Source organism: Pseudoduganella sp. HUAS MS19 (genome assembly GCF_053615455.1).
Genome location: NZ_CM132133.1, coordinates 3,198,330 through 3,210,744 on the forward strand (window position 1 = coordinate 3,198,330; position 12,415 = coordinate 3,210,744).

At 66.1% G+C, this 12,415-nt stretch carries 10 protein-coding genes; 1 reads left to right on the top strand and 9 read right to left on the bottom strand.

The genetic code is table 11. From position 1 onward, the window contains the following. Window positions 1–5: 5 nt before the first annotated feature. From ACWBU6_RS14640 to wrbA, 9 genes are read right to left on the bottom strand one after another with little or no spacing between them, the layout of a single operon-like run. Window positions 6–1,568 carry a DEAD/DEAH box helicase gene (locus ACWBU6_RS14640; RefSeq protein ID WP_452649501.1) on the bottom strand — a complete coding sequence of 521 codons (1,563 nt, stop codon included), beginning with the start codon at window positions 1,566–1,568 and terminating at the stop codon, window positions 6–8. Continuing rightward, window positions 1,565–2,644 carry a threonine aldolase family protein gene (locus ACWBU6_RS14645; RefSeq protein WP_452649502.1) on the bottom strand — a complete coding sequence of 360 codons (1,080 nt, stop codon included), beginning with the start codon at window positions 2,642–2,644 and terminating at the stop codon, window positions 1,565–1,567. Before ACWBU6_RS14645 ends, ACWBU6_RS14640 begins: the two co-directional genes overlap by 4 nt. A gap of 8 nt (window positions 2,645–2,652) precedes the next feature. After that, window positions 2,653–4,470, bottom strand: coding sequence for an ABC transporter transmembrane domain-containing protein (locus ACWBU6_RS14650; RefSeq protein WP_452649503.1), 1,818 nt, complete (start codon window positions 4,468–4,470; stop codon window positions 2,653–2,655). A 20-nt stretch (window positions 4,471–4,490) separates the two neighbouring features. Further along, a complete protein-coding gene (locus ACWBU6_RS14655) occupies window positions 4,491–5,558 on the bottom strand; it encodes a lipocalin-like domain-containing protein (RefSeq protein ID WP_452649504.1) in 1,068 nt (355 codons plus the stop codon). Beyond that, window positions 5,558–8,170, bottom strand: a complete 2,613-nt coding sequence (locus tag ACWBU6_RS14660) for an FtsX-like permease family protein (RefSeq protein WP_452649505.1) — start codon at window positions 8,168–8,170, stop codon at window positions 5,558–5,560. Before ACWBU6_RS14660 ends, ACWBU6_RS14655 begins: the two co-directional genes overlap by 1 nt. Further along, window positions 8,158–8,583 carry a DUF4124 domain-containing protein gene (locus ACWBU6_RS14665; protein ID WP_452649506.1) on the bottom strand — a complete coding sequence of 142 codons (426 nt, stop codon included), beginning with the start codon at window positions 8,581–8,583 and terminating at the stop codon, window positions 8,158–8,160. The genes ACWBU6_RS14660 and ACWBU6_RS14665 overlap by 13 nt, the downstream gene beginning before the upstream one ends. After that, window positions 8,580–9,992, bottom strand: a complete 1,413-nt coding sequence (locus ACWBU6_RS14670) for an FAD-binding oxidoreductase (RefSeq protein WP_452649507.1) — start codon at window positions 9,990–9,992, stop codon at window positions 8,580–8,582. The genes ACWBU6_RS14665 and ACWBU6_RS14670 overlap by 4 nt, the downstream gene beginning before the upstream one ends. 2 nt (window positions 9,993–9,994) lie before the next feature. Then, the gene (locus tag ACWBU6_RS14675) at window positions 9,995–10,396 is read right to left on the bottom strand and encodes a DUF2069 domain-containing protein (protein WP_452649508.1); all 402 of its coding nucleotides are present in this window, start codon (window positions 10,394–10,396) and stop codon (window positions 9,995–9,997) included. A 3-nt stretch (window positions 10,397–10,399) separates the two neighbouring features. Continuing rightward, on the bottom strand, window positions 10,400–11,008 hold the full coding sequence (gene wrbA, locus ACWBU6_RS14680) for an NAD(P)H:quinone oxidoreductase (RefSeq protein WP_452649567.1): 609 nt from the start codon (window positions 11,006–11,008) through the stop codon (window positions 10,400–10,402). A gap of 53 nt (window positions 11,009–11,061) precedes the next feature. Between wrbA and ACWBU6_RS14685 the strand changes: the two genes are divergently transcribed. Beyond that, on the top strand, window positions 11,062–12,414 hold the full coding sequence (locus tag ACWBU6_RS14685; protein ID WP_452649509.1) for a YihY family inner membrane protein: 1,353 nt from the start codon (window positions 11,062–11,064) through the stop codon (window positions 12,412–12,414). Window position 12,415 lies beyond the last annotated feature (1 nt).

The window sequence follows — 12,415 nt, forward strand, 5'->3', positions numbered from 1 at the left end:
TCCGTTTATCGTTTGTTGCCACGGCCGCCTGGCTTGGCGGCGGCGCGGCCGGCCGCGCGTGCGGCCGATTTGGCGCCGCGTGTCGCGGTCACCACGACTTTGCCGCCCTGGCCGCCTGCGGCGCCACCGGCACCGGAGCGGCCGCTGCCAGTGCTTCCGCGGCCGCCGCTGCCTGCGCCCGGGCTGCCGGCGCGCGCGCCGTAGATCGGCCCGCGCGAGCGTTGCTTTTCTTTTGGCGCCAGCTCTTCTTTCAGCCCGCCGAATCCGCCGGCAGGGCGGGGCGTTTCGTCGCGGGCCGGCTGCCTGGCCGACGGCCGGGCTTGTGCGGCCGGCGGCGCTCCTTTGGCTGTCCTCGCCGTAGTCCGAGCGGGCTTGGCGCTGGCCGGGCGTGCCGTGGGCGCGGCGGCCGGCGTGCCGGTCGATGGTACGCGATGGTCGGCCTCGAAACCTGCTTCTTCCCGGCGCGGCAAGATGGTGCCGGTCAGCTTTTCGATTGCCCGCAGCAGCTCGACTTCGTCGGCGCAGACAAGGGAGATTGCTTCGCCTTCGGCGCCGGCGCGGCCTGTGCGGCCGATACGGTGCACATAATCTTCCGCCACGGTCGGCAGGTCGAAGTTCACCACCAGCGGCAGGGCTTCGATATCGAGCCCTCGGGCCGCAACGTCGGTGGCGACCAGGATCTGCACATCGTTCGCCTTGAAGCGCTTCAGTGCCTTGATACGCGCCGGCTGAGGTTTGTCGCCATGGATCGAATCGGCAGAAATGCCTGCGTCCTGCAGCAGGCCGACCAGATGCTCGACGCCTTTGCGCGTCTTGACGAACACCAGCACCTGGCCCCAGCTCTCCTTGCGCAGCAAGTGAAGGAACAGCTCCGGCTTGTTGCGCTTATCGGTGGTGAAAACCAGCTGGCGCACGGTGCGGGCAGCCGTGTTGGGCGCGCTGGCCTGCACGGTGAGCGGATTGCGCAGCAACTGCCGTGCCATTGCCCGGATCGATTCGGGCATGGTGGCCGAGAAGAGCAGGGTCTGGCGCTCGGCGGGCAGCACGGCGAACAGCAAATCGAGGTCGGCTGCAAAGCCAAGATCGAGCATGCGGTCGGCCTCGTCCAGCACCAGGGCGGTCAGTTGGCCGAAGTCGACCGCGCCTTTGCGCTGCAGGTCCAGCAGGCGGCCGGGCGTGGCCACCAGCACGTCCAGGCCCTTGCGCAATCGGGCCAGTTGCGGCTCCATCGGCACGCCGCCGTAGGCGACGGCCGAACGCAGCGGCAGGTTGAAACCGTAGGTGTGGAAGCTCTGGTAGACCTGGTCGGCCAGTTCGCGCGTAGGAACCAGCACCAGGCAGCGCACGTGGTTCGCTGCAGCCTGGTCGCCTTCCATGGTCAGGCGCTGCAGCAGGGGCAGGGCGAATGCTGCGGTCTTGCCGGTGCCGGTCTGCGCGGCGGCCAGCAGGTCGCGCCCGGCCAGCACCGCCGGGATGGCTTGTTTCTGGATCGGCGTCGGGGTGTTGTAGCCAATCGATTCGAGTGTGCGAAGGAGCCCGTCAATCAGGTCCAGCGAAGCAAAACTCATAGCGCGTCGCTCCATAAAGTGAGGGCATGGCGGACTTGGTCGTCCGATAGGGAAAGCAGGTTGTCGCCGACATACCATTCGGTATGGCTGGTGCCGGGCAGTTGCGCATGGGCTGCGCGGTTAAGCAGCCACACGCCATGATGCACCGCGATTTCATTGCGGATCCGTAGCAGGCGGTCGCGCTCGACCGGCGCGTGGATATGCAGCATATTCGCATGCGGCTGCGAAGGATTGGCGCGCAGGCGCGGATAGTCGCGCAGGGTGTCGTACAGCCATCGCGTACGGCGGAAATACTCGGGCATGGCCGCCAGCCGCGCGTCGAACTGCATCGCGGCGGCGACGACATAAGGTGTGCGGTGGATCACGTTGCCGCCCTGGCGGCGGAACCACTCCTGGGCGCGGGCGACGAAGGCGCGGTTGCCAAGCAGCATGGCGCCACCCAGGCCGCCGATCCCTTTGTACAGTGAAATGTAAACACTATCGAAGCCTGCCGCCAACTCGGCCGGCGGGCGGCCATAGCCGGCGGCGGCTTCCCATAGCCGCGCGCCGTCCATGTGCAGGTGGATGCCTTGTTCGCGGCAGTGGGCCTTGATGGCTTCCAGCTCGTCCCAGCGCGGCGTCTGGCCGCCCAGCTCGCGCGCCGGCAGTTCCAGCGACACGGCGGCCAGCCGGTCCGGCACGGCCTGCAACTCACCAAGGGTAAACGGGCGGTGCACGTCGCCCAGCTGGATGGCCTGGAAGTGGTCCAGCAACTGGTGATTGCCGCGTTCATGCCTGAAGATGTGCGCTGTCGGGTGCAGCGCCACCAGGCGGCTGCCGCGTTCCATGCAGGCCAGGCGCAAGGCGGTGACCTGGGTCATGGTGCCGGTGATGCAGAAGGTCGCGGCCTCAAAACCCAGCATGCCGGCGATCCTCTGCTCGAATGACTCGATCAGATCGCCCTCGCCATACACGTCGTGGGCGATGCCGTTGGCCTCGCACCATGCGGCCATGGCGGCAAAGGTCTCGGCCGGCGAAGGCTGGCGATGGCCTGGCAGGACCGTGTGGCAAGCCTGGCGCAGTTCGGCGTCGGTCACGTTGCGCCTCAATGGGTCACATGGACGTGATGGAACTGCAACGCCGCCAGGTTGGCGTAGATGCCGCCCAGCGCCACCAGGGACTGGTGGGTGCCGGTTTCGACGATCTTGCCGTCTTCCATGACGATGATGCGGTCGGCGCGCTGCACGGTGGCCAGGCGGTGCGCAATGATGACGGTGGTGCGGCCTACCATGGCCGCCTCCAGCGCTCCTTGCACCAGGCGTTCGGATTCGGCATCGAGGGCGCTGGTTGCTTCATCGAGCAGCAGCAGGGGGGGATTCTTCAACAGCGCCCGTGCAATCGCAATGCGCTGGCGTTGGCCGCCCGACAGGCGCACGCCGCGTTCGCCGAGGAAGGACTTGTAGCCATTCGGCAGCCGTTCGATGAATTCGTGGGCGGCTGCCAGGCGCGCAGCCTGGATCACTTCCTGGTCGGTGGCGTCGGCGCGGCCGTATCGGATGTTTTCCATCGCGTCGGCCGAGAAGATCACCGTATCCTGCGGCACGATGCCGATGGCGCCGCGCAGGGTGTGCAGGTCCAGCAGGCGGATGTCGGTGCCGTCGAGGCCAATTGCGCCCGATTGCGGATCGTAAAAGCGCAGCAGCATCTGGAACAGGGTGGTCTTGCCGGCGCCGGAAGGGCCGACCACCGCGACGGTCTCGCCCGGCTTGATATCCAGCGTCACGTGGTCCAGGGCCAGGGTGTCAGGGCGTGAAGGGTAGCTGAACGACACCTCGGACAGGCTGAGCGCCGCACCGTTGGCGGCGCGCGGCGGCAGTGTCTGCGGCTGCGCAGGATTCTGGATGTCCGAACGCACTGCCAGCAATTCCAGCAGGCGTTCAGTGGCGCCGGCGGCGCGCTGCGCTTCGCCCATCACTTCGGACAAGGCGCCGATCGCGCCGGCGACGATGGATGCGTACAGGATGAACTGGCCGAGGTCGCCGCCGGTCATGCTTTCTTCCAGCACCGCGTGCGCGCCAAGCCACAGTACGAACACGATGGTGCCGAACACCAGCACGATCGCCAGCATGGTCAGGAAAGCGCGCGCCTGGATGCGGCGCATGGCGGTGCTGAATGCGCCTTCGACAGAACCGCCGAAGCGCTTCGCTTCCAGGTTTTCATGGGTAAAGGCTTGCACGGTCGGCATGGCGTTGAGGATTTCGCCGGCCATGGCGGAAGCGTCGGCCACGCGGTCCTGCGAATCGCGCGACAGCTTGCGCACGCGGCGGCCGAAGACCACGATCGGCAGCACGGTCAGCACCAGCAGGCCGAGGATAATGGAGGACAGCTTGGGACTGGTAACGAACAGCATCACCAGGCCGCCAAGGAACAGCAGCACGTTACGCAGGGCCATCGAAATGCTGGTGCCCACCACGCTCTGGATCAGGGTGGTGTCGGTCGTCAGGCGCGACAGCACTTCGCCAGACTTGGTGGTTTCGAAGAACTCGGGGCTTTGCTGCACCACGTGGGAGTACACGGCGTTGCGGATGTCGGCCGTGACACGCTCGCCGAGCCAGGACACGCTGTAAAAGCGCGCCGCCGTCGCCAGCGCGAGCACCGTAGCGACCGCGAACAGGGCCAGGAACACCTGGTTGACGTGGGTAGCGCTGCGCACGCCGGCATCGGCGCCGAAGCCCAGGTCGATCATCTGCTTGAACGCGTAAGGAATCGTCAGGGTCGAGGCGGCGGCGACCACCAGCGCGATGCCTGCGATGACGAATCGGTTGCGGTAGGGCTTGAGGAAGGGCAGCAGGCCCTTGAAGGCGGCCAGGCTGCCTTTCCTGAGTTCTCGGGCTTCAGGCTGGCCGTTGTCGGTGGTGCTCATTGCGTATTCTACGTTCTTGTTCAAAGTTTCATCGGACGGACATAGCCCGTCAACTCCAGGTAACCGCGTCCCGCCGGCTTGCCGCCGCGCGCGACTGTTACCGCGCCTTCCCAGTACACCGCGCCGGTCGAGCGGCGCGAATCGAGCTCCTGGTCCTGTTGCAAAGGACTGACCTGCCATTGTTCGCGGCCGGTGGTGATCAGGGTGGCGACGGGATACTCGGCTTGGGTGCGCGGCGATTTCCAGCGCACCTGCGGGGTAAAACTGACCTGGTCCTGCGAATAGTGCGTGATCTTACCGGATGCATCGCGCCATGTCGCGTGGGCCCACAGTTTACCACCTTGGCGGTCCCTTATCTGGAATGCCATCAGGGCGCCGCCGTCGTCCAGATTGACCCCGGCCCAGTCCCAGCCCGCCGCGGCCGGGTCGAGCACCTGGGTCGACCATTCGTGATCGAGCCAGGTCACCCCGCGCACGGATTGCGGGGCGGCGCGGCCGCGCGTCAAGGTGCCGCTGGTGCGCAGCTGGGGCTTGCTATAGTAATAACTGGCTTGTTCGGGCAGCGGACCTTTGCGGGAGAAGCCGGCGTCGCCCTGCAGCAGCACGGGCTGGGTCGGCTGCAGCTTCAGTGCGAGCTTGAATTCGGCGGCGTCGATGTCGATATGATAAGTTCCATCGCTCGCGCGCTGCATGCGCCAGCCATCGAGCTGCACATCGGTGTCTTGCGTCGAGGCGCTGGCCAGGCCGAATCCGGCGCGGGCGGTGCGTTGATCGTGCAGCAGTTTGCCCTGTGCCGGGTCGGAGAGCGCGACGTGGGCGACGATGATGTCTTTCGGGGCGAACTGGCTCGGGTTGTCGCGGCCATGCCCGGTGCTGCTGCGGAAGAATGTGACCTGGTAGCCGAGCTGGCGGCCGTCGGCGGCGTCCAGCCAGCCTGTGGCGTACCACCATTCGGTCTTGAAGCCGGGGTGGGCGCCAAAGTCGCGTGGAAACTGCAGCTCGACGCCGGGCGTCACTGGCGTGAAGTCGGCCGCACGCAGCGGCAGGCCGATTGCCAGCGCTAGCACGATACCAAGCAGGGTGCGCATCACCAGTCCTCCCTGACGGCACGGATTGGGCCGGCGGAGAGCGCTTGCCGGCCTGCGATGAGTGCCGTTGCCGCCGACGACAGCAACAGCGCGAGTGCGACGCTGGCCAGCAGCGGCCAGGGATAGTGCATTTGCATCGTCCAGTGGAATGATTGCGGGTTGATGACGTGGACCAGGACCAGGCTGATGACCCATCCCAGCACGAAGCCGGCCAGGATGCCGAGCGTGGTCAGGGCGGCGCCTTCCAGCGCCAGGATGCCAAGCACCTGGCCGCGTGTGACGCCGACATGGCGCAGCATGCCGAATTCGCGCGCCCTTGCCAGCGTTTGTGCCGAGAAGGTGGCTGCTACGCCGAACAGGCCGATGACGATGGCAATGGCTTCCAGCAGGTAGGTGACGGCGAAGCTGCGGTCGAATATCTTCAGCGTCAGGTTGCGGATCTCGGAAGGGGCGGTGGTTTCCAGCAGCTCGCCGAAGGGGAGTTTGCGGATGTTCTCCTGCACGGCGGCTGCACTGGCGTTCTTGGCCAGCCAGATGGCTGCGTCGCCCGCATCGCGGTCTCCGGTCAGGGCGATGTAGTCGGAACGGCGTACGATGACTGCGCCGCCGGCGCGGGCATAGTCGCGCCAGATGCCGGCGACACGGAATTCACGTTGTTTGCCCTGCAGCGGCAGGCGGACGATAGCGCCGGGTTGCAGACCATACAGGTCGGACATGGCCTCGGACACCCAGGCCGGGGGCAGTGCTGCGGCGGCGCCTGGGGCCGGCGCATGCGCCGGCTGGTCGACCATGACCATTGCGCGGCCCGGATCGGCCGGGTCGACGTCACGCGCCAGCACGGCGACGTTGGCACGGTCCGGCGCCAGCGAGACCGATCGTATGCGCAGGAATTCGATGCGGGCTATGCCGGGCACCGCCCGCAGCGCCTCCTGTTCGGCGGGCGAGAGACCGTCCGTGCTGCCGGCCGAGGCGCTGCCCGCGTACAGGTCGGCCGGCAGGATGCGCAACACCCATTCGTCAACCGAGGTCCGGAAGCTGGCCACCATGATCGCCATCGCCACCATCAGGCTGAAGCTCGCCAGCACGCCGCCCAAGGCGATGCCGGCCTGGCCCGATGCGTTGGCGAGCCGCGCCAGCGCCAGGGCGCGCACGGGCCGCGCCGCCACGCCCCGGGCCGAGCGGGATGCGGCCGGGGAGGCTGCGCCAGGACGCTTGGCAGCGGCGCCGGATGCTGCTTGGCGCGCGAGGGCGGTGAACGCCATGCCCGACAGGCGCGGCATCAGGGCGATCGCGCCAACCAGCAGCAGGGCGATCGACAGGTAGCCGAAGATCGGCAACTCAAAGACGGGCGGCGCGAACGCCATGGCGCCGGCCAGGCAGAGGCAGGCGAGCCCGGGCCACGGGCGGGACAGGGGACGCAACGCCGTTTCATCGGTGCCAGCCTTGAGCGCGACGGCGGGCCGCGCGCGGGCAGCGTCAAGGGCCGGCGCCAGGCCGCCCAGCAGGGCGACGCCGAGGCCGAGCGCAAAATATGCCAGCGCCGCAACCGGCGCCCATTGGACACTGGGCTGGACGCCGGCAAAATAGCCGGCGCCAAGGTCGCCGCCAAACAGGCGCAATACGGCGGCAGCCAGGGCATAGCCGCCGGCCACGCCGAGCGCGGAGCCGATGCTGCCCAGCACGCCGCCTTCCAGCAGCACCTGGCCGATCAGCTGGCGGCGCTCCAGCCCCAGTACGCGCAGCAGGGCAAACTCGCCGCGACGGCGCAAAACCGACAGCGCCTGCGAGGAGAACACCAGGAAGGCGCCGGTGAACAGGGCCACCAGTGCGAGCACGCTCAGGTTGACCCGGTAGGCCCGGCTCAAGTTCGAGTTGCGGCTTTCCTGCTCGGCGTCGTTCGGCTGCCCAACGCGCAAACGGCCCGGAAACTCCTGCTCCAGGCGCCTGGCCAAGGCACGCTCGAATGCGCCACGATCCACGCCGTCGCGCAGCTTCAGGTCGACACGCGACAGCTTGCCCAGGCGCTGGAACTGCCACTGTGCAGCCGCGATGTCCATCACCGCGAAGCGTTGCCCCACGCGCGCCCGCTGCAGCGAGCCTGCCACGCGCAGTTCCGTCACTTTGCTGCCCGCCTGCAGCCGAAGTTCCGTGCCGGGCCGCGATTGCAGCCAGCGCATTGCCGCAGGCGACAGGAAAATGGCGTCGTCAGCCAGGGTGTCGTAGGGGAGGTCATCATCCGGGGCGCCGATCAGGTCGGGGGTGATAAAGCCCGCGCGGAATACATCCAGTCCAATGATTTTCAGCGCTTGTCGGGCGCCCGGCAGCGACGCGTCGAATTCGAGCACCGGCGAGGCCACTGCCACCTCGGGCAGTCGCGCCAGGACCGGGTAGATGGCCTCGTCAAATGTCGCCTCGGTGCCGTTCACCTGGATATCGGCCTGGCCCGACAGGCTATGGACGGCCGTGGTGAATTCGTTCAGCGCCGCCGCATTGACCAGATGGATGGCAAACCCCAGCGCCACCCCGATCGCAATCGCCGCAATGGCGGTCAGCACCCGCACCGGATGCGAACGCCATTCGCCCAGGGCCAGCCAGCGCGTCAGCCGCCGCATTCCAGGTGGTACATGTCGGCGGCGCGCCTGGCCTTCAGCTTCGCGCGTTCAGTGTTCTGGAGCGTGGCGCCGCGCGCGTCTTCCTCCGCCCATTTCTGCTGCATCTGGAGCTTCTTGCATTTCTTGTTGTGACTTGCCACGGCCCGCGCCTCGGCCAGGCTTTCGCGCTCTTCCCGCGCCTCGCGTTTGCGGCGCTGGCTGGCCATCCTTTCCGCCTCGCGCTCCTGGCGCTTCAGGTTGGCCGCAGCTGCGGGATCAGGGGGTGGGGCCGCCGGCACGTCGATCGTGCTGGCTACGCCTTTCTCGCAAGGTTGCTGCGAGTAGCTTACCTTTCCATCGATGGTGCACTTGTGCAGGGCTTGCGCCCCGGCAGGAAGCGCCAACGCCAACAGCATCAAGGGCAGGAGTTTCATATGATTTTCCCCGGATTCATCAAGCCCAAAGGATCCAATGCGGCCTTGATTGCCCGCATCAGGTTCAACTCCACTGGCGACTTGTAGCGCGCCAGTTCATCACGCTTTAACGCGCCGATGCCATGCTCGGCCGAGATCGAACCGCCAAAGGCGGCAACGGCATCATGCACCACGCGGTTGACCGCCTCCTGGCTCAGCAGGAAGTCTTCATTCGCAACGCCGGCCGGCGGCGCAACGTTGAAATGCAGGTTGCCATCGCCCAGGTGGCCGAAACAGACCAGCTGGCAGCCGGGGAAGGCCGCCTGTAATTGCGGCTCGGTGGCGGCGATAAAGTCGGGAATCGACGATACCGGCAGCGAAATATCGTGCTTGATGTTCTTGCCATCGGCCGCCTGGGCCAGTGGAATATGCTCGCGCAGGTCCCACAACCCGCGCGATTGGGCGGCGGAGCCGGCAACCACCGCATCCTGCACCACGCCTTCGCTGAGCGCCATTCCCAGCGCGCGTTCGAGCAGAGCCGCCGCGTGGGCTTCGGATTCGTTGCTGGAAAGTTCGAGCAGGGCGTATTGTGCAGGATCGCCGGGCAGCGGCTGCGCCAGGGCCGGGAAGTGCTTGGCCACCAGACGCAGGCAAAATGCCGACATCAGTTCGAAGCCAGTCAGGCTCGCGCCGCAATGGTCCTGCATGATGGACAGCAGCCGCAATGCCGCTGCCGGCGACTCCATCGCGGCCAGTGCCGTAACGCAAGCCTTGGGCTGGGGATAAAGCTTGAGGACCGCACCGGTAATGATGCCCAGCGTGCCCTCGGCGCCGATGAACAGGTCGCGCAGGTCGTAGCCGGTATTGTCCTTGCGCAGGCCGCGCAGCCCGGACCAGATCTCGCCTTGCGGCGTGACGACTTCCAGCCCCAGGCAGAGCTCACGCGTATTGCCATAACGGAGCACGCCGGTGCCGCCGGCATTGGTGGACAGGTTGCCGCCAATCGTGCAACTGCCTTCTGCCGCCAGCGAGAGCGGGAAGAGGCAGCCGTATTCGGCGGCCGCTTCCTGCGCACGCTGCAGGATGACGCCCGCATCGACCGTCATGGTGCGGTTGACCGGATCAACCTTGCGCACCTTCCGCATGCGCGCCACCGACAGCACAACGGCGGTTCCGCTGGCATCGGGCACGCTGCCCAGCACCAGCCCTGTATTGCCGCCTTGCGGCACGATCGGAATGCGCGCTTCCATGCACAGTTTGACGGTGGCCGCCACCTGTTCGGTATCGGCCGGCCGCAGCACTGCCAGGGCGCGGCCGGTAAAGCGCCCGCGCCAGTCACGGAGGAAGGGCGCCATGTCCGCTTCATCGGAAATGACGTGGGCGTCGCCGAGCAGGGCGCGGCAAGCGCCCAGGAAAGCGGATCTATCCATATTTACTTGGTTTTGCTGGTGTTGACCTTTTCCAGCAATTCGCGGGCCGCCTGTCTGGCTGCCTTCTTATAGGGCTGAACGTACAGGATGGCGCACAGGAAGTAGACCACAACCAGGGCCGCCTCGCCCCAGCCCAGCCACGGCGTGACCTTGTCGCCATAGGCGCGCACCACGCCCTCGATGAAGTAGATGAGGATCATCATCGAGGTCCACTGCAGCGTGTAGATATCACGTTTGATTACACCCAGCAGCGGGAATAGCAGCGGCACCGCTTTCAGCACCAGCCATGAGCCGCCCGGCTTTAACGGCGCAATCCACATTTCCCAGGCCACGCTCCAGGCGATGAGCAAGGCCAGGCTGGCGATGGCGCCCCAATGGAAAAGTTTGTGCTTGGTACTGTTCATTTTCTATTTTCCCCGCAGCTTGACGGCCGCCTCGGCCAGCCGGCGGCCCATCGCGACCGCCAGGCGTTTTTCATCGTCCGTGAACGGCTTCCTGCCGTCCAGTCCCGACCAGTGGCTGGCGCCGTAAGGTGAGCCGCCGCTGGCCGTCGTCATTAGTTCGGGATGGGTGTAGGGCAGGCCCATGACCATCATCCCATGGTGCAGCAAGGGCACCATCATCGTCAACAGCGTTGACTCCTGGCCGCCGTGCTGGCTGCCGGTCGAGGTGAAGACGCAGGCCGGCTTGCCGGACAGGGTGCCGGCCAGCCACTGCGCCGACGTCCCATCCCAGAAATATTTCATTGCTGCAGCCATATTGCCGAAGCGGGTGGGGGAGCCCAGCGCCAGGCCGTCGCATTCGGCCAGGTCCTGCAATTCAACATAGGGCGCGCCATCCGGCGGCACGTCCGGCTCGGTCGCTTCTGTCACGGTAGAAACGGCCGGCACAGTGCGCAGACGGGCGTCGCAGCCCGCTACGGACTCAACGCCCTGGGCAATCATTTCCGCCAGCTTGCGTACGGATCCATGCCTTGAATAATACAAAATTAGAATTGTGAGGTGAGTTCTGTTCATCATTGCTATTATATGGCCCTTTACACAAGTTGCATGACTAATAAGCTTCACTGATGGTTTTCAAGTCCCTTTACACCAACGTCGCGCGCGCCTGCACCAAAGGCGTGGCTGAATTGCGTGCGCTGTCCTGGGCCGAGCTGCACGACCTGATCCAGTTCGGCCGCCGCCGCCTGCGCGAAGAAAGCCTGCCCCAGGTCGCGGGTGGCCTGACGTTTACCACCGTTTTCGCGCTGGTGCCGGTCCTGACGATCGCCCTGGCGATCTTTACCACCTTTCCGATGTTCAATACCTTCCGCACGGCGCTGGAAGCGTATTTCATCAAGAGCGTGATGCCGAAGGCGATTTCCAGCACCATCCTGGGCTACCTGACCACGTTCGCCGCCAAGGCGACGCGCCTGTCGGCCGTCGGCGCGGTCACGCTGGTGCTGACATCCGTCGCGATGATGAGCATGATCGAGCGCGCCTTCAACCGCATCTGGCGCGTGAAGACCGAGCGCCGCCTGGTACGGCGGGTGCTGGTGTATTGGGCGCTGATCACCCTCGGCCCGCTGCTGATCGGCGTGTCGATCAGCCTCTCGACCCATCTGTTCGACGCCACCAGCGGCCTGGTGGGATCCATTACCGGGCCGATTTTCTATACGCTGTTGTCGGTGCTGCTGACCACCCTGGCCTTCACATTCCTCTACATCACGGTGCCGAACCGGATGGTGGACTGGCGCGATGCGATCTGTGGCGGTGCGCTGGCGGCGGTGTCCTTCGAGCTGGCCAAGCGCGGCTTCGCGATCTTCATTACCCAGGCGCCGGCTTATTCAAAGATTTACGGTGCATTGGCAGCCTTGCCCTTGTTCCTGCTGTGGATTTACGTTTCCTGGCTGATTACCCTGCTGGGCGCTTTGCTGACAGCGGCGCTGCCGGTGGTGAAGTATGAACGCTGGTGGCATGAAGCGGTGCCGGGCGGTGAATTCGTCGATGCCATGGCGGTGCTGAAAGTGCTGCACGAGGCGCGGGAGCGGGGCGATAACGCGGCTGTCAGTGCGGCCGAAATGCGGGGCCGCACCAGGCTTGGATTCGATGAGATGGACGCGCTGCTGGAGAAGATGCTGGTTCCCGGCTGGGTGGCGAAGGTCAAGATTGCACCACCGCCGCGCGTACAGTTCGGCAAGCGGGTCAGTGAAGGGGCCGACAACTGGGTGCTGCTGGCCAACGTCCACAAGGTCACCGTGGCCGACGTCTACCGCCTGTTCGTGTTCGGCGACAAGTCGCTCAATGCCGGCGTGCTGGCCGACTCGGATGACGAGATCGACCGCCAGGCCAGCCGCGATGCGGCCACCCTGGCACGTCAGGTCGAAACCGCGGTGGAATCCGGGCTGGGCGCCACCCTGGCCGAGCATTTCGGCCTGGCCTGAG